Source organism: Nonomuraea sp. NPDC049158 (assembly GCF_040648335.1).
In the GTDB taxonomy this organism is placed as follows: Bacteria; Actinomycetota; Actinomycetes; order Streptosporangiales; family Streptosporangiaceae; genus Nonomuraea.
Genome location: NZ_JBEZDM010000003.1, coordinates 1 through 16,661, shown reverse-complemented (window position 1 = coordinate 16,661; position 16,661 = coordinate 1). Strand labels below are relative to the sequence as shown.

The following is a 16,661-nucleotide window of genomic DNA, read 5'->3' as shown; positions in this document are numbered from 1 at the left end:
ATGCGAAGAAGCTTCAGACATACCATATTTCTATAATAATGAGGAGCTATTCGTGCGCTTAATGCGATTGGCATGGAGCCTGTCTCAGCTCGGGGTAGCGCCGACAGTGCAGCGGCCCCGAAGCGACAAGCCGTTCATTTCTATTCTTCGGGCGCGGAGAGCCTTGCAGGGGCGGGCCTCGCCGAGAGGCCACGGCTGGGTCTTCACATGGGGTCGTGGTCAGTGGGTGGCCGCCTACGACGAGGACGCGGTTACACGGGCCTGCAAGGAGGCATGGTGAACGAGCGGTTTCTGGGCGAAGTCGTGTTGCCAGGAGTGGCGCATTCGGTGGCGGTGGCTCGCCACTGCGTCGAGGGGATGCTTGCGTCAGCTGGGCACCGGGACGTGGAGAATGCGCGATTGATCGTCAGCGAGTTGGCCACCAATGCGCTGATCCATACCGCTTCTGGGCTGTATGGCGGGGTGATCACGGTGGAGGTCATTGCCGTTGATGCCGAGATCGTTCGCGTTGAGGTGACCGATGACGGGGCGGACACGGTTCCCCGATCGCGCGAGTCCGGCGATGACGGCTGTCACGGGCGCGGCCTGTGGCTGGTCGAGCAGATCTCGCTCAAGTGGGGCGTGCGCTTGCTGGGTGCGGGGCTGCGCGCGGTCTGGGCGGAGACGTTCACGGGTCAGTCGATACCTGGATGCGCCGGGGAAGGCGTGGCGGCCGGGGTCGCATCAGAGGGTGTGAGGTGAAGAGGTGAGCTGGGTGCTCGGTCACTGGCGGTTTCCCCCTCATTGCTCGGCGCCCCACGTGTCAGCCGTGCGGTCGCACTACGACCAACTGTGGTGGCGCCCTCCAAGCCGGGGCGAGCCGGGCGGCCGAGTTGTGCAGTGGACCTGCGAGTGCAATGGCGTCGTTTACGAACTGATCGCGTTGGGCGGGTTGCGGTTCATTCGGCGGACAACTCTCCGGAACGGGCAAACCGTCATTTACGAGAGTGATCGCTGGTCCGTCCACGCGGCAAATGACATGTGGAGGGACCTGCTTTTCGGTCATGTCAGATGAAATATCAACTATAGATCTCCAGGATCTCCGCCAATGAGATCCGGCGCGTGTTCGCCTTGCCGACCCGGCCGGGGTCGGTCCCGGTCTCGATCATGTTGCCGCCAAGGTCAGTCCAATCAGCCGACCCGGCGAAGCGTTCTTGGGAAGGCGGTCCGAGCGCAGCGAGGCCCTTCAGGGGGCGGGCGTCAGCCCGCCTGGGAGGACGTCCGGAGCGAAGCGGAGGGCCTTTGCGGGGAGTGCTCGGCAGAGCTGGCGGGTAGGATCGGCTAGCAATCGCAATCGATTGGTAGGCGATGTGGGATGGATGTCGCACGTACGCAGGCCGCGCTCCGGCTGATCGCCCGCGGGTTCGAGGAGCTCGCCGCCGCCCTCGGTGAGGCGGAGGAGGAGGCCGGGGAGGACGAGCGGACGGCCCGGGTCATCGAGGAGTGGGGGCGGCGGGGGCTGACGCAGAAGGAGGCGTCGGTGCTGTTCCAGCGGCACGGGTTCGCCCCGCAGACGACCGGCGGGTGGGCCAGGGGCGACTGGATCGAGATCGGCGACGACGGACTGCGTTACCTCACCGCGAAATCGCACACCTGGCTGGAGGATCGGGCGTCAACGACCCCCTCCTGAAGGAGGGGGCTTGAGGTGCCGTCAGGTGCTTTGAAGCCCCGCGTTGACCAGCCCTAGTCATCACCGTTGGAGGTGTGATCCAGATGGCTACCTTTCACGCAGGACCGCAGACCCACCAGCGAATGCTTCCTCAGTTCGCTGCTCTGGAATCCGTGGGAGCAGACACGCCCGAGGGTGGGCACGAAACGGCTCACGGACGCGCGGCAGGCCGCGCACCCGGCGTGGAAGCTGGGCGAGGGGAGATCCGCCGCACCGCACCGGGCGGCGGGCGTCACCCCGGCCCGGAGCAGTCCGGGAAGGGCGGAAGGGTCCTTACAGACCCACACGTCTTCGTGCTCGATCGCGACGGAAAACCGTTGCAGCCCTGCCGGCCCGGCCGGGCCCGGCAATTCCTCAAGGCGGGCCGGGCGGTGGTGGTCCGGCACACCCCGTTCGTCATCCGCCTGACCGACCGCACGGTGGCCGACTCCACGGTTGCCGGTGTTGAGGTCGGCCTTGACCCCGGTTCCAGGCACACCGGCATCGCCATCTTCACCGCACGCGACGCAAGCCGCGCCGGGAAATACAGCATTCAACTCGATCACCGGGGCGCGGCGATCGGTGACAAACTCACCGCCCGCTCCAACTACCGGCGCGGCAGGAGGTCGCGCAAGCTGCGCTACCGCGCTCCTCGATTCCGCAACCGCACCAGGCCCAAGGGCTGGCTCGCGCCGTCCCTGCGGCACCGCGTGGACACCACCATGTCGTGGGTGGCCCGGCTGCGGCGGTGGGCACCCGTGCGCGCCATCCACGTCGAACGCGTCGCCTTCGACACCCACGCCATCTCAGCGGGCAAACCGCTGGAAGGCATCGACTACCAGCAAGGGACACTGGCCGGATACGAGGCCCGCCAATACCTCCTGGAGAAATGGGGCCGCACCTGCGCGTACTGCGGCGCGGCGGGTACGCCGTTGCAGGTCGAGCACATCCACCCCAAAGCGCGCGGCGGCTCCGACCGAATCGCCAACCTGACCTTGGCGTGCCGGCCCTGCAACCACGCCAAGAACACCACACCCGTCGAACAGTTCCTGAAAAACAAGCCCACACTGCTGGCGCGCATCCTCAAACAGACCAAGGCCCCGCTCCGAGACGCCGCGGCGGTCAACGCCACCCGCTGGGCACTGTGGCGGGCGCTGACCGCGACAACTCTGCCCGTGGCCACCGGTTCGGGCGGGCGTACCCAGTGGAACCGCTCCCGCACGAACGCGCCGAAGTCCCACACCCTGGACGCCCTGCACGTCGGCGAACTCGGGCAGGTGACCAGGTGGCCGGGCCGCGTCCTAGTCATCAAAGCCACCGGACGCGGCCGCTACAGCCGAACCCGCACTGATCGGTACGGGTTCCCCCGCCTGCGACTTCCCCGCATCAAGCACGTCCACGGGTTCGCCACCGGCGACCTCGTTCGCGCCACCCTCGCCACAGGCAAGAACACCGGAGTCCACACCGGACGTGTCGCCGTCCGCACCACAGGTTCCTTCAACATCACCACCGCGACCGGCACCCGCCAAGGCATCACCCACAAACACATCCGCCTGCTCCAAAGAGCCGACGGCTACGGCTACACCACGAGTCAGGAGAGCACCATTGAACGGTGAACGTCAACGCACGCTCAGGCCCTCGAGGGCCTTCTCGTTCCCGTTTCCTCTCCGGCGTGAACGCCGGGGTATCCACGGGTGGTTCTGATGACCAGATCGACGCGTGAGCGGATCATCGACGAGGCCCTGCGGCTCTTCGCGGAGCGGGGCTACTCCGCCACCTCGGTGGCCGAGATCGAGGCCGCCTCAGGGCTCTCCCCAGGCGCCGGAGGGCTCTACCGGCACTTCAAGTCGAAGTACGAGGTGCTCGCCGCGGCGATCAACGAGCATGCCGCCCGTACCCGCACGCAGGTGGCCGAGAGCCTGGCCCAGCTGGGCGACATGGAGACCTCGGCCGACCTGGAGATGCGGCTGTCGCACCTGTGCCGCGCCGGGCTGGCCAAGGTGCGTGAGGAGTCGGAGCTGACCCGGGTGTTCTTCCGGGACCTGAGCCAGTTCCCCGAACTGGTGGCGGTGGTGCGCGAAGGGCTGCTGCAGCCCATGTTCGACGCCATCACGACCTGGTTCCGCGCCCAGCCCGAATACGAGGACGCCAAGGTCGACTGGAACGGCATCGCGGCGGTGCTCGGCGGCTCCGTGGTGCACTACCGGCTGTTCCAGGAGACGGTCGGCGAGGTGCCGGGACACGCGGAGAAGGACCAGTTCGTCACCGCCTGGGTACGCCTGGCCGTGGGCCTCCTCCCCAGCCCCGCCCCGGTCAGTTGACCTCCACCAGCCGGTAAGCCAGCCAGCCCACGCCCAGAGCCGTGCCGATCATGAACATCACGCCGCTGACGTCGAAGAACTGCACCACGAACGCCTGCACCCCCGGCTCCGCGCCCACTCGCAGGCCACCGACGAGCGCGCCGCCGAGCGTGTAGCCGGCCAGGGGCGCACCGATCCCGATCAGCCGATCGCGCAGCACCCAGCCCTCCGAGAACGCCACCAGCAGCGCCCCCAGCCCCCACACCAGCACCGGCACCCGGAAGATCGCGACGGCCGGCAGGCCGAACGGCACCAGCAGCGCGGCCAGCACCAGGACCACCATCGCCGCCGTCTCACGCGGGTATTCCTTGACGATGGTGGTGGCGTCCCGTCCACGGGTGGCCATCGGGTTCGCCCCGGACATGGCCGCCCGCCGCAGCCGCGCGAACGGCAGCCCGCGTACGGGCCGCGGGGCCAGATGGTCCGCCGCGAGACGCCGGCCCACCTGGGTTCCCGCAGGGGGCATCACGTCATCGACGATCTTGGGGAAGAACGGCGTCGCCCCACCAGCCCCCGCGACCCGTTCCGCCTTGGCCACGGCACCCGGCGTCACGGTTCCCCGTGCGGCCCCGGGCCCGGCCGTGGGCGCCGTTCCCGGCCGGGTTCCGGCCGGGGCACCGGGCGCGCCGCCCGGCCCCGCCTCGGCCAGCCTGCGGGCCTCGCGTTCGACCAGCGCCACCGGGTCGCCGAACCGGGCGAGCACCTTGACCACCTGGCGTGGGTTCTGGCTGCCCTGCCGTTCGACCTCGATCCTGGCCCGCAACCGCTTGGCGAAGTCGAGCCGCTGGTCGGATCTGAGCACGCCATGAGCCGCGTCGGCGGCCGCGCTGACGTAGTTGAGTATGAGCTGGTCCGCTCGCTCAATCACCTGAGCCATGCTGCCCCAATCAGCGTGGACATACCATGGCAACGATGGAGTTCACGGAGTGGATCAGGGGGCGCACCGACGAACAGCTGCGGGCGCTCGTCTCCGCGCGCCCCGAGCTGATCACTCCGGTGCCCGCACATCTGGAGGGCCTCGCCGTACGCGCGGCCAGCCCTTCGGCGATCGGCCGCGCGCTCGACCGGCTCGACCGCTTCACGCTCGCCGTGCTCGAAACGCTGGCCGTCGTCGAGACGTCGGCCGTCCTCGAAACGCCGACCGCCGTCGAAACGCGCGCCGCCGCCAGAGCGCAGGCAGACAAGCCGGACGTACGGCCGAAGTCCGTCACGAAGGCGGCTCTGCGCGCGCTCGTCGGCGGGGCGCTCGCGGCGGGCAAGCCGGAGCCCGCGCTGTCGGCGGCCATCGACCACCTGCGCGACCTGGCCCTCGTCTACGGCCCTGACAGCGCCCTCGCCCTGGCCCCCGGCGTGCGGAAGGTGCTCGACGACCCGGCGGGGCTCGGCCCCCCGGCGGTGGAGGCGTTCCGGCACCACGCGCCCGAGCAGCTGGCGGAGATGGCCGACGACATCGCGCCGGGCACCACGGGCTCGGGCAAGGAGCGCCTGGCCGCCGCCCTGGCCCGGCCCGGGAAGCTGATCGAGGAGGTCTCCCCCGAGGCAAGGGCGGCGCTCGACCAGCTCACCTGGGGGCCGCCGACGGGCCGGGTGCCCAACGCCAGACGTGAGGTGCGGGTCGCCTCCGCCCGCTCGCCCATCGATCAGCTGCTCGCCCGCGGGCTGCTGGCGGCGACGGGTGAGGAGAGCGTGGCCCTGCCTCGGGAGGTCGGCCTCTATCTGCGTAACGGCCTCGTACACCGGGATCTGTACGCCGTTCCTCCCGCGCTGGAAGGCGCCGCGCGGGACCAGAAGCTGGCCGACCGGACGGCGGCGGGGCAGGCGTTCACGTTCGTGCGGACGGTCGAGGACCTGTGCGAGCGGTGGAGCGCCGAACCACCGGGCGTGCTGCGTACCGGCGGGCTGGGCGTACGGGATCTGAAGCGCACCGCGACCGAGCTGGACGTGCCCGAGTGGGCCGCCGCGCTGACCGTGGAGATCGCGCACGCGGCCGGGCTGATCGCGGCCGGCGGCAACGTCGACGGCGAGTGGCTGCCGACCACCGGCTACGACCTGTGGCGGGTCCGGCCGACCGCCGACCGGTGGGCCGCGCTGGCGATCACCTGGCTGCACACCGACCGCGTCCCCGGCCTGGTCGGCGAGCGCGACGACCGGGACCGGCCGCTCAACGCGCTGCACACCGAGCTACGCCGCTCCTCCGCGCCGGGTGTGCGGTCGGCGGCGCTGGGCGTGCTCGCCTCGGCGCCCGGCCTGGCGCCGACGCGCGCCTCCGTGTTCGACCGGCTGGCGTGGGAGCAGCCGCGCCGCCGCGGGCCGCTGCGCGAGCAGCTGACGGAGTTCGCGCTGCGGGAGGCCGAGCAGGTCGGCGTCACCGGGCTCGGCGTGCTGTCGGGACACGGCCGGGCGCTGCTGTCCGGCGAGGACACCGCCTCGGTGCTGGCCCCGCTGCTGCCCGAGCCGGTCGATCATGTGCTGCTCCAGGCCGACCTGACCGCCGTCGCGCCAGGACCGCTCACCAGCGAGCTGAACCGCTGGATGACACTGGCCGCCGACGTCGAGTCCAAGGGGGGCGCGACCGTCTACCGGTTCGGCGAGGGCTCGGTCCGCCGCGCGCTCGACGCGGGCCAAGGGGCCGAGGAGCTACTGGCCATGCTGGAGCGCCACTCGGCGACGCCGGTCCCGCAGGCGCTGTCCTACCTGATCGCCGACGTGGCCCGCCGGCACGGGCGCATCAGAGTCGGCACCGCCAGTGCCTACATCCGCTGCGACGACCCGGCCCTGCTCGACCAGATCACCGCCGACCGGCGCTCGGCCGCGCTGCGCCTGCGCAGGCTGGCTCCCACGGTCATCGCCTCCCGCTCCTCGCGGGCCGCGCTGGTCGACGCCCTGCGCGCGATGGGGTACGCCCCGGTGGCCGAGTCGCTCGACGGCGACGTGATCATCTCCGAGCTCGACAGGAAGCGCACCGAGGGCCTGCCGCCGGCCCGGTCCGTACCCTCGCCCAACGGGCTCGACGCCGAGGTCACGGCAGCCGCCGTACGCGCGCTGCGGGCGGGCGACGCGGCCCACCTGACCCGGCGCGAGCCCGCCGACGCCCCCAGCGGGCAGATCCCGCGCGGCCCGGCGACCGCCACGATCTCCGCGCTGCAGGAGGCCATCAGGCAGGGCGTACGCGTGTGGATCGGCTACCTCGACTCCCAGGGCAACGCCACCTCGCGCATCCTGGAGCCGGCCCGGATGGAGGGCGGCTACCTCACGGCGTACGACGAGACCAGGGCCGCCGTGCACCGCTTCGCGCTCCACCGCATCACCGGGGTGGCCGATTTGTCTTGACGTCAGATGTTGATCAGGCGAGGTTGGGACGGTGAGCGAGCTGACGTTGGGCCGGTTGGCCGAGGAGTCTTGGGGCAGGTTCGACGACTTCGACGCGGTCTACTACGAGGGGGTCTGGCACCGCAGCCACGCGCTGGCCGAGCGGGCCCGCAAGGTCTGCGGCGGGCTGGTCGAGGCGGGGGTACGCCCCGGCGACCGGGTCGTGGTGATGATGGCGAACTCACCCGAGGTCGGCCTGATCTACGAGGCGATCTGGGCGGCCGGCGCGGTGGTGACGCCCGTGGTGTTCCTGGTGGGACCGGCGGAGCTGCGGCACATTCTGGACGACAGCGGCGCCACCGCGCTCGTCACCTCGCCCGAACTGCTGGAGACGGTCCAGGCCACCGATCCCCAGATACCGATATTTGTTGACACGGGGGAGCTGGAGCGGGCGGCCGAGCGGGGGCCCGTCGAGCGGGACGCCACCGATCTGGCGGCGCTCATGTACACCGGAGGCACGACCGGCATGGCCAAGGGAGTCATGCTGAGCCATCGCGGGCTCTGGCAGGTGGCCAAGGATGCCTACGAAATGTCCCACCAAGAGGGGAAAAATCGCGCGATAGTGCCGGTGCCCCTCTCCCACTCGTACGGGCTGATCATCACGGTCGCCGGAATGCACGCCACAGAGCCGCAGCAGGCGGTGCTGATGCGCTGGTTCGACCCGAAGGCCTTCCTCGAGCTGGCCGCCGCGCAGCGCGCCCAGTATGGAGCGGTCGTGCCCGCCATGCTGCAGATGCTCCTGGCCGAGCCGCTGGAGTCTCATCCCCTGCCCGACCTGGCCTTCCTCACCTGCGGCGCGGCGCCGCTCGGCCGGGAGACGCTGGCGGAGTTCGAGCGCCGGATGCCCGGCGTGCAGGTCCTCGAGGGCTACGGGATGACCGAGACCAGCGCCGTGACCACGTTCAACCCGCCGGGCCGGCGCCGGATCGGCAGCGTCGGCCTGCCGCTGCCCGGCTACACGATCACGATCCGCGACTCCTCCGGCGAGCGGGCCGAGCCGGGGGACGTCGGGGAGATCTGCGTCAGCGGCGACTCGCTGATGCTCGGCTACTGGGGCGAGCTCCCCACGGACTCCACGGGCACCGCGCTGGTCGAAGGTGAGCTGCGTACCGGCGACATCGGTTGCGTGGACGACGACGGCTACCTGTACATCGTCGACCGGAAGAAGGACCTCATCATCCGCGGCGGGTTCAACGTCTTCCCGCGCGACGTCGAGGACGCGCTCAACGAGCACCCCGACGTGGTGATGTCCGGCGTCGTGGGCCGCCCGGAGCCGCGGGTCGGCGAGGAGGTCGTGGCCTTCGTCCAGCTCAAGCCGGGTGGCACGGCCACCGCCGAGGAGCTGATGGCCTGGGCTCGTGACCGGGTCGGCCGGGTGAAGTATCCCCGGGAAGTGCGGTTCGTCGACTCGATCCCGGTCACGAGCGTGCTCAAGCTCGACCGCAAGGCGCTGCGGTCGAGGCTCGGCTAGTCGTCCGCGTCTGTGGTTCCCTCGGACCTCCACTTGACGTTCTTGAGCTCGCCCAGCGCCTGGCCGCCGGAGTCATAGGCGGTCACCTTGCTCAGCGGGACCGGGCGGATGGAACCCTTCTTGTCGGCGTACACCCGCGATCGGCCGATGTAGAAGCCGTTCCGCACGTTGGCCGTCATCTTCCGCCCGTCCGCCCACTCGACCTCCACCCCAGTCGCCTGGGGAGCGACCCGGCCGGCCACCACCAGGAAGGACGGGTCGCCGTCCCGGCCCGGGTTGATCTCCGACTGCATCTCGACGCTGTAGACGTCGACGCTGAGCGCGCCGCGCAGGGCCAGCTTGCCGGGCGGGTCCCCGCCCCAGTAGGAGAAGATCGGGTCCGTCGGGTAGCTGACCAGCCGGATGGCCGGCGTGCACAGCACGAACCCCTTGCGACTGCCGACCAGCCGCGTCACGCCCAGTTTGTCCTTGGCCTCCACGAGCCAGCGGTAGTCCTTGATGGTCCCGTACTGGGGCAGCAGCCGCTCGCCGTCCATGCTGTGCACCGGGCTGCCCTTGGGCATGCAGTCCTCCACGGTCGCGAACTGCGCGATCGTGTTCCGCGGCAGGCCGGGGATGTCCCGGACGTACACGGTGGCGGGCGGGGCCGTCGCGGACCTCGTCGCCCGCGCCGTGGATTTCGTGCTCGCGGTGGGTTCCGTACTCGCCGTCGGCGAGCTCGCGGGGGAGACCGCCAGCTGCTCATGCGCCCGTAGCGCCACCACCCCGATGGCCACCACACAGGCCGCCGCCGCCAGGGCCAGCCCCCATCTCGGCCGCTTCAGCCGTGCCCGCCTCCGTAGGGCACGCGACAGAAGCAGCTCGGGATCCACGGGCCGTGCCCGGTCGGCCAGCCTGGTCAGGGCCTCAGTGACCGCGCGTTCGTCGACTGTCATCTCAGGCCTCCAGATTGACGGTCTCGCCCACCAGCTCGCGCAGCCGCTTGACGGCCTGGTGGGTCTGGCTGCGTACGGTGCCGATCGAGCACCCCATGATCCTGGCGACGTCCGACTCCGGCAGATCCTCGAAGTAGCGCAGGACCAGCACGGCCCGCTTCTTCGCGGGCAGCCGGCGCAGGGCCTGTTCGAGCGTGAGCCGGTCGTCGACCCGCTCGGTGCCGTCGCCCGCGATCCGCTCGGGCAGCGTCTCGACCACGCGCTCGCGCCCCCAGCGCGGGCTGCGCCATCGCCCGACCTGCTCGTGGTACATGACCTGGCGGACGTACGCCTCCGGATCGCCCCTGATGCTCCGCCATCGGTCCGCGGTTCTGGCCAGCGCGCTCTGGAGCAGATCCTCCGCGGCGTGCTGGTCGCCGGTGAGCACGTACGCCAGGCGCATGAGGCTGTCCGATCGCGTCGTGACGAACGCCGTGAAGACTCCTAGGTCGTCCGGGTGCAACTCGCCTCCCTGCTCTGGGTCTCGATCTCTAAAGACGTGTGAGAGGGTCCAGATCTATGGCGAGACAGCAGACCCGGCAGGGCGCGTGGCCATTCCGTGATAAATGTTGACCAGTCAGGAGGTGGCATGAGCCAAGAAGGTCCATCGGGCGAATATCCGTACCAGCCCTACGGCGCACCCTACGGCCAGCAGCCGCCGCCACAGCACGGTTATGGCTATGGCTACGGCTATCCCCCGCCGCCTCGGCCGTCCGAGGGGACGAGGGCCACCGCCATCGTCGCGCTGGTGCTCAATCTGCTCTCGATCGTCGGCTGTTGCAACATCTTCGCGATCCCCGGCGCCATCCTCGCGGGCATGGCGCTCGGCTGGTCGAGCACCCAGCCGGCCAGCGCCAAGGGCCTGCTCGTCTGGTGCTGGACACTGCTCGGGGTGGGCCTCGCGCTGAACCTCGGCATCTTCCTCTTCCTCGGCCTCAACGGCTACCTCGACGACTGATTACCTGTTCGGGGACTGTTCTTGCCGTCGGATGTGTTGGATAGGCGTCAACCGTAGAAGGGATGTCCGTGAACGACGGCCCGCTCATCGTCCAGTCGGACAAGACGCTGCTCCTCGAGGTCGATCATGAGAAGGCAGGCGAGTGCCGCAAGGCCATCGCGCCGTTCGCCGAGCTCGAGCGCGCCCCCGAACACGTGCACACCTACCGCGTCACCCCGCTGGCGCTGTGGAACGCGCGCGCGGCCGGGCACGACGCCGAGCAGGTCATCGACGCGCTGATCAGTTTCAGCCGCTATCCGGTGCCCCACGCGCTGCTCGTGGACATCGCCGAGACCATGGCCCGATACGGCCGGCTCAAACTGGAGAAGGACCCGGCCAACGGGCTGATCCTGACCTCCACCGACCGGGCCGTGCTCGAAGAGGTGCTGCGGTCCAAGAAGATCCAGCCCATGCTGGGCGAACGGCTCAGCGGCGACTCCGTGGCCGTGCACCCCAGCGACCGCGGCAACGTCAAGCAGGCGCTGCTCAAGCTGGGCTGGCCCGCCGAGGACCTCGCGGGCTATGTCGACGGCGAGCACCACAAGATCGAACTGCTGCAGGACGGCTGGAGCCTGCGGCCCTACCAGCAGGACGCGGCCGACGCCTTCTGGCACGGCGGCTCCGGCGTGGTCGTGCTGCCCTGTGGGGCGGGCAAGACCATCGTCGGCGCGGCCGCGATGGCGCACGCCCAGGCCACCACGCTGATCCTGGTCACCAACACGGTGAGCGCGCACCAGTGGAAGCAGGAGCTGCTCAAGCGCACCACGCTGACCGAGGACGAGATCGGCGAATACTCCGGCAGCAAGAAGGAGATCCGCCCGGTCACCATCGCCACCTACCAGGTGATGACCACCCGGCGGAAGGGCGTCTACAGCCACCTGGAGCTGTTCGACGCGCGCGACTGGGGCCTGGTCGTCTACGACGAGGTGCACCTGCTGCCCGCGCCGATCTTCCGGATGACCGCCGACCTGCAGGCCCGCAGGCGTGTCGGGCTGACCGCGACGCTGGTGCGCGAGGACGGCCGCGAGGGCGACGTGTTCTCGCTCATCGGCCCCAAGCGCTACGACGCGCCCTGGAAGGAGATGGAGAACCAGGGCTGGATCGCCCCCGCCGACTGCGTGGAGGTCCGGGTCACGCTGACGGACGAGGAGCGGCTGGCGTACGCGATGGCCGAGTCCGAGGAGCGCTACCGCTTCTGCGCCACCACGCCGTCCAAGACCCACGTGACCGAGGCGCTGGTCCGCCGGCACCTGGGCGAGCAGGTGCTGGTCATCGGCCAGTACATCGACCAGCTGGACGAGCTGGGCGAGCACCTCAACGCGCCGGTGATCAAGGGCGAGACCAGGGTCAAGGAGCGCGAGCGGCTCTACCAGGCCTTCCGCGACAAAGAGATCCAGGTCCTGGTCGTGTCCAAGGTGGCGAACTTCTCCATCGACCTGCCCGAGGCGGCCGTGGCCATCCAGGTGTCCGGCACGTTCGGGTCGCGTCAGGAGGAGGCGCAGCGGCTCGGCCGGGTGCTGCGGCCCAAGGCCGACGGCGGGGGCGCCCGCTTCTACACGGTGGTCAGCAGGGACACGGTCGACCAGGAGTTCGCGGCGCACCGCCAGCGGTTCCTGGCCGAGCAGGGTTACGCGTATCAGATCATCGACGCCGACGACGTGCACGGCGAGGTGTGACACCAGGAGGCGAGGCCCGGCCGCTCACCCTCCGAGCGGCCAGGCATCGACGTCGTTACGTCCACGAGACTCCGCGGGCTGTCGACAATCGAACCACCCCCCTCACCAGCGTGCTACGCCACTGCGCGCCTCAATCAGCCAGCGACATACCCCCATGATCCGGCAAATGCACCTGATATGCCCGAATTCTCGGTTATTGGCAGGTTGTCGTTATCTGGCCAGCAGGCCGCCCAGGAAGAGCACCCCTTCGGCGGCGATCCAGGCGGCCACACCCACGCCCATGAAGCGGCTGAACACGCGTGGATCGCTCCTGGCGGCAGGGACCAGCCAGGCACCGGCCGTACAGCAGGCGGCGGCCACGGCGAACAGCGCCGACATCGCCGAGACCGAGTCGAGCCGCTGCGAGCAGCCCACCGCGGACTCGCCCCCCGTGCAGAACGCCTCCAGCCCCCACCCCGCGAACACCGACAATGCCCACAACGCCGCCAGCAGGAAACTCGCCACTGTCGGGATGATCGGGGAGAAACCAAACCGTACGCGTGCCACGGTCCCTCTCTACCCCGGCTAAATGCTTTGGAAGCCTGCCGGACACACCACTAAGCTGGTCGATTCGCTGCCTATACCACCTCCGTTACTTCGACCAGGGAGGCACTTTCGCATGCCCGCACACCAGCTGGCCCCCGACATACCCGCCGACGTACTCGCGGCCGAGCAGTCCCATCTGGCCGAGTCGAGAGCCGCGCTCCAGGCCATGCGGCTGCACGCCCAGTCGCTGTCGGCCGACGCGGCCGGCGACTGGGTGTCCCAGCAGATCCTGCAGTCGCTGCTCGACAAGCGGGTGGCGGCGCTGGCCGACCACCCCGACACCCCGCTGTTCTTCGGCCGCCTCGACCGCTCGGCGGACGACGACCTGCCCCCCACGATCTACGTCGGCCGCCGCCACGTGCACGACGGCAACAGCCGCCCGCTGGTGATCGACTGGCGCGCGCCGGTGTCCCGGGCCTTCTACCAGGCCAGCCCCGCCGATCCGATGAGCATCGCGCGGCGGCGCCGGTTCGGCTATCACGGCGGCGCGCTGACCGCGTTCGAGGACGAGCCGCTCGGCGAGGGCGGCGACATCGGGCCGTCGAAGATCCTGACCGACGAGATCGAGCGCCCGCGCACCGGCCCGATGCGGGACATCGTCGCCACGATCCAGCCGGACCAGGACGAGATCGTCCGCGCCACGCTCACCCAGACCGTCTGCGTACAGGGCGCGCCGGGCACCGGGAAGACCGCCGTCGGCCTGCACCGGGCCGCGTACCTGCTGTTCACCCACCGCGAGCGGCTGGCCAGGTCGGGCGTCATGATCGTCGGCCCCAACCGCGCCTTCCTGTCCTACATCTCCTCCGTGCTCCCCGCGCTCGGCGAGGTCAAGGTCGACCAGACCACGGTGGCGGGCCTGCTCGGCGAGCACGCCACGCCGGAGGATCCGATGGTCTCGGCGCTCAAGGGCGACGCCCGCATGGCCGCCGTACTGGAGCGGGCACTGTGGCTGCACATCGTGAAGCCGGAGGAGGGTGTCGTCTACAGCAAGGGCGCCTACCGCTTCCGGGTGGCCGACTACGAGGTACGCGAGATCGTCGCCTCGCTGCGCGGCACCACCCGCTACGGGCCCGGCCGGGCGGCACTGGCGCAGCGGCTCGCGCACATGGTCCTGGTACGCATGGAGCAGCGCGGGGAGTCGCCCGACGACCGGGTGCAGGACGCCGTGGCCAGGTCCAAGCCGGTCAAGCAGCTCGTCGACGCGGTCTGGCCCAAACTGGTGCCGCAACAGGTCCTTTTCAAGCTCCTCTCGGACCCCGATTTCCTGGCAAAGGCCGCCAAAACCGATTTGTCGCCTGACGAGCAGCAAATGTTGCTATGGCAGAAACCGTACCGAGGCTGGAAGTCCGCGAAGTGGTCGGCGGCCGACGCCGCGCTGCTCGACGAACTCGGCGACCTGATCGAACGCACGCCCTCGCTCGGCCACCTGGTCGTCGACGAGGCGCAGGACCTGTCGGAGATGCAGCTGCGCGCGCTCGGCCGGCGCTGCCGCAACGGCTCGGCCACCGTCCTCGGCGACCTCGCCCAGGGCACCACCCCGTGGTCCACCAGCTCGTGGGAGACCGTGCTCAAGCACCTGGGCCAGGACGAGGGCGAGGTCACCGAGCTGACGCTGGGCTTCCGCGTGCCGCGCGAGGTGCTCGACTACGCCGCCCGCCTGCTGCCGTCGATCGCCCCGGCGCTGGCCCCGCCGCGGTCGCTGCGTCCCGGCGTGGGCTCGCTGAGCGTACGCCCCGGCGGCGCGGTCGCCGACGCCGCGCGCGAGGCCATGGCCCGGGAGGGCTCGATCGGCGTGATCGTGCCCGACGCGCTGGTGGCGGAGGTGTCGCGGCAGCTCGACGGGCTGGCCCACGCCGTGCTCGACCCCGACACGACCGAAGAGCACCGGCTGCTGATCGTCCCGGCGACGCTGGCCAAGGGCCTGGAGTACGACCACGTGATCGTCGTCGAGCCGGCCGACATCGTGGCCGCCGAGCCCCGCGGCCTGGCCAGGCTGTACGTGGTGCTCACCCGTGCGGTCACCTCGCTCACCGTCCTGCACGGAAAGGCACTGCCGGCCCAGCTGGCCGTATGACCGCTGTATGACCCGCGAGCGGGCACGTCACCTCCCGAGACCGGCGCACTCCTAGGATGGCGGGGTAGTGGAGGATCTCTACCAAGGAGGACGCCGTGCCCGCACCGCTGCCACACGAACACCTGCCGTCGGTCCCCGCACTCACGGTCCAGAGCAACGACATCGCCGACGGGGAGAGGCTGGGGGACCTCCACGTCTTCAACGACTGGGGCATGACCGGCCAGAACCTGTCACCCCACCTCCAGTGGTCCGGCGCCCCGGCCGAGACGCGGAGCTACGCCGTGACCTGCTACGACCCCGACGCGCCCACGGGCAGCGGGTTCTGGCACTGGGTGCTCTTCGGCCTCCCGGCCTCCGTCACCGAGCTGCCCACGGGCGCCGGCACCGCCCCCGAGTTCAAGGGCCTGCCCGCGGGGGCCACGCACGCGCGCAACGACTACAACAGCAAGGACTACGGCGGCGCCGCTCCCCCGCCCGGCGACCCGCACCGCTACGTCTTCACGGTGCACGCGCTGGGCGTGGCCGAGCTGGGCGTCGACAGTGACGCCAGCCCGGCGGTGGTCGGCTTCAACATCACCGCCAACACGCTCGCGCGCGGCCACATCGTCGCCCACTTCGGCGTCTGATGATGGAAGCCGTTCCGGGGGTGAAGATACGGCACGGCGGACTCGGCGACGTGCCCGCCGTGCTCGACTTCTGGCTCCTGGCCGCCGAGGGCACCGACCGGCGCGACTCGCCCGACAAGGTCGTGGCGCTGATCGAGCGCGACCCGGAGGCCCTGCTCCTCGCCGAGCTCGACGGGGAACTCGTGGGCACGCTCATCGCGGGCTGGGACGGTTGGCGCGCGCACCTCTATCGCCTCGCCGTCCACCCGTCCCACCGCCGTAAGGGCATCGCCACCACGCTCCTGGCCGCGGCCGAGTCCCGCTTCGCCGCCTTCGGCGCCTTCCGCGCCGACGCCATGGTGCTGGACGACAACCTCTCCGCCCATGGGGTGTGGGCCGCCGCCGGCTACGCGCCCCAGCCCATGTGGTCGCGCTGGGTCAAGCCCCTCAAATGATCATATGTACGGCTCTTCACCACAAAACAACAGACCGGCCCGGACAACGTGCGTCCGAGCCGGTCTGGTGAGAAGAGACCTGGAAGTCTCTGGTGAGGAGACCTAGAAGTCCATGTCTCCGCCGCCGGGCATGCCAGCGGGGGCGGCAGGGGTCTTCTCGGGCTTCTCGGCGATGACCGCCTCGGTGGTGAGGAAGAGCGCCGCGATGGAAGCGGCGTTCTGCAGTGCCGAGCGCGTCACCTTGGCCGGGTCGATGATGCCCGCCTCGAACATGTTGACGTACTCGCCCGTGGCGGCGTTGAGGCCCTCACCCGGGGTCAGGTTGCGGACCTTCTCCACCACGACGCCGCCCTCGAGGCCGGCGTTGACGGCGATCTGCTTCAGCGGCTCCTCGAGCGCCTTCTTGAC

16 protein-coding genes are annotated in these 16,661 nt (G+C 70.3%); 11 read left to right on the top strand and 5 right to left on the bottom strand.

Features of this window, described 5'->3' with window-relative positions:
- The first annotated feature begins 273 nt into the window (after positions 1–273).
- The 4 genes from AB0B61_RS07790 to AB0B61_RS07775 all read left to right on the top strand — a co-directional run bounded on the left by AB0B61_RS07790 (position 274) and on the right by AB0B61_RS07775 (position 4,008).
- On the top strand, positions 274–741 hold the full coding sequence (locus AB0B61_RS07790) for an ATP-binding protein (protein WP_358429401.1): 468 nt from the start codon (positions 274–276) through the stop codon (positions 739–741).
- A gap of 613 nt (positions 742–1,354) precedes the next feature.
- Positions 1,355–1,669, top strand: a complete 315-nt coding sequence (locus AB0B61_RS07785) for a hypothetical protein (protein ID WP_358429399.1) — start codon at positions 1,355–1,357, stop codon at positions 1,667–1,669.
- Between the two features lie 332 nt (positions 1,670–2,001).
- A complete protein-coding gene (gene iscB, locus AB0B61_RS07780; protein ID WP_358429397.1) occupies positions 2,002–3,303 on the top strand; it encodes an RNA-guided endonuclease IscB in 1,302 nt (433 codons plus the stop codon).
- Positions 3,304–3,390: 87 nt separating this feature from the next.
- The gene (locus AB0B61_RS07775; RefSeq protein WP_358429395.1) at positions 3,391–4,008 is read left to right on the top strand and encodes a helix-turn-helix domain-containing protein; all 618 of its coding nucleotides are present in this window, start codon (positions 3,391–3,393) and stop codon (positions 4,006–4,008) included.
- On the opposite strand, the gene AB0B61_RS07770 is transcribed toward AB0B61_RS07775, so the two are convergent.
- Positions 4,001–4,915 carry a hypothetical protein gene (locus tag AB0B61_RS07770; RefSeq protein ID WP_358429393.1) on the bottom strand — a complete coding sequence of 305 codons (915 nt, stop codon included), beginning with the start codon at positions 4,913–4,915 and terminating at the stop codon, positions 4,001–4,003. The genes AB0B61_RS07775 and AB0B61_RS07770 overlap by 8 nt on opposite strands.
- A 44-nt stretch (positions 4,916–4,959) precedes the next feature.
- On the opposite strand from AB0B61_RS07770, the gene AB0B61_RS07765 reads away from it, so the two are divergent.
- Complete coding sequence (locus tag AB0B61_RS07765; RefSeq protein ID WP_358429391.1) at positions 4,960–7,377, top strand: helicase-associated domain-containing protein; 2,418 nt, start codon at positions 4,960–4,962, stop codon at positions 7,375–7,377.
- 31 nt (positions 7,378–7,408) lie between these two features.
- A complete protein-coding gene (locus tag AB0B61_RS07760; RefSeq protein WP_358429389.1) occupies positions 7,409–8,887 on the top strand; it encodes an AMP-binding protein in 1,479 nt (492 codons plus the stop codon).
- Here AB0B61_RS07760 and AB0B61_RS07755 read toward each other — a convergent pair.
- Positions 8,884–9,822 (bottom strand): hypothetical protein, encoded by a 939-nt coding sequence (locus tag AB0B61_RS07755; RefSeq protein ID WP_358429387.1) that lies wholly within the window; start codon positions 9,820–9,822, stop codon positions 8,884–8,886. The two genes, AB0B61_RS07760 and AB0B61_RS07755, sit on opposite strands and share 4 nt — an antisense overlap.
- Position 9,823: 1 nt before the next feature.
- The gene (locus AB0B61_RS07750; protein WP_358429385.1) at positions 9,824–10,324 is read right to left on the bottom strand and encodes a SigE family RNA polymerase sigma factor; all 501 of its coding nucleotides are present in this window, start codon (positions 10,322–10,324) and stop codon (positions 9,824–9,826) included.
- Between the two features lie 126 nt (positions 10,325–10,450).
- Here AB0B61_RS07750 and AB0B61_RS07745 point away from each other — a divergent pair, with 126 nt between their 5' ends.
- Together AB0B61_RS07745 and AB0B61_RS07740 are read left to right on the top strand one after the other, a co-directional pair.
- Positions 10,451–10,819: a hypothetical protein gene (locus AB0B61_RS07745; RefSeq protein ID WP_358429383.1), complete on the top strand. Its 369-nt coding sequence runs from the start codon at positions 10,451–10,453 to the stop codon at positions 10,817–10,819.
- A 62-nt stretch (positions 10,820–10,881) separates the two neighbouring features.
- On the top strand, positions 10,882–12,534 hold the full coding sequence (locus AB0B61_RS07740) for a DNA repair helicase XPB (protein ID WP_358429381.1): 1,653 nt from the start codon (positions 10,882–10,884) through the stop codon (positions 12,532–12,534).
- Positions 12,535–12,744: 210 nt separating this feature from the next.
- Here AB0B61_RS07740 and AB0B61_RS07735 read toward each other — a convergent pair whose 3' ends face one another.
- Complete coding sequence (locus AB0B61_RS07735; protein WP_358429379.1) at positions 12,745–13,038, bottom strand: hypothetical protein; 294 nt, start codon at positions 13,036–13,038, stop codon at positions 12,745–12,747.
- Positions 13,039–13,192: 154 nt separating this feature from the next.
- Between AB0B61_RS07735 and AB0B61_RS07730 the strand changes: the two genes are divergently transcribed.
- From AB0B61_RS07730 to AB0B61_RS07720, 3 genes are all read left to right on the top strand, one after another.
- Positions 13,193–15,193 carry an AAA family ATPase gene (locus AB0B61_RS07730; RefSeq protein WP_358429377.1) on the top strand — a complete coding sequence of 667 codons (2,001 nt, stop codon included), beginning with the start codon at positions 13,193–13,195 and terminating at the stop codon, positions 15,191–15,193.
- A gap of 95 nt (positions 15,194–15,288) precedes the next feature.
- Positions 15,289–15,819 (top strand): YbhB/YbcL family Raf kinase inhibitor-like protein, encoded by a 531-nt coding sequence (locus AB0B61_RS07725; protein WP_358429375.1) that lies wholly within the window; start codon positions 15,289–15,291, stop codon positions 15,817–15,819.
- Between the two features lie 20 nt (positions 15,820–15,839).
- Positions 15,840–16,253 carry a GNAT family N-acetyltransferase gene (locus AB0B61_RS07720; protein WP_358429373.1) on the top strand — a complete coding sequence of 138 codons (414 nt, stop codon included), beginning with the start codon at positions 15,840–15,842 and terminating at the stop codon, positions 16,251–16,253.
- 102 nt (positions 16,254–16,355) lie between these two features.
- On the opposite strand, the gene AB0B61_RS07715 is transcribed toward AB0B61_RS07720, so the two are convergent.
- On the bottom strand, positions 16,356–16,661 hold a 306-nt coding region (locus AB0B61_RS07715; RefSeq protein ID WP_358429371.1), incomplete at its 5' end, for a TCP-1/cpn60 chaperonin family protein.

Coding starts and splice junctions, on each gene's coding strand:
- AB0B61_RS07790 (WP_358429401.1), top strand. CDS start 274: ATGGTGAACGAGCGGTTTCTGGGCGAAGTCGTGTTGCCAGGAGTGGCG.
- AB0B61_RS07785 (WP_358429399.1), top strand. CDS start 1,355: ATGGATGTCGCACGTACGCAGGCCGCGCTCCGGCTGATCGCCCGCGGG.
- AB0B61_RS07775 (WP_358429395.1), top strand. CDS start 3,391: ATGACCAGATCGACGCGTGAGCGGATCATCGACGAGGCCCTGCGGCTC.
- AB0B61_RS07765 (WP_358429391.1), top strand. CDS start 4,960: ATGGAGTTCACGGAGTGGATCAGGGGGCGCACCGACGAACAGCTGCGG.
- AB0B61_RS07755 (WP_358429387.1), bottom strand. CDS start 9,822: ATGACAGTCGACGAACGCGCGGTCACTGAGGCCCTGACCAGGCTGGCC.
- AB0B61_RS07745 (WP_358429383.1), top strand. CDS start 10,451: ATGAGCCAAGAAGGTCCATCGGGCGAATATCCGTACCAGCCCTACGGC.
- AB0B61_RS07740 (WP_358429381.1), top strand. CDS start 10,882: ATGTCCGTGAACGACGGCCCGCTCATCGTCCAGTCGGACAAGACGCTG.
- AB0B61_RS07730 (WP_358429377.1), top strand. CDS start 13,193: ATGCCCGCACACCAGCTGGCCCCCGACATACCCGCCGACGTACTCGCG.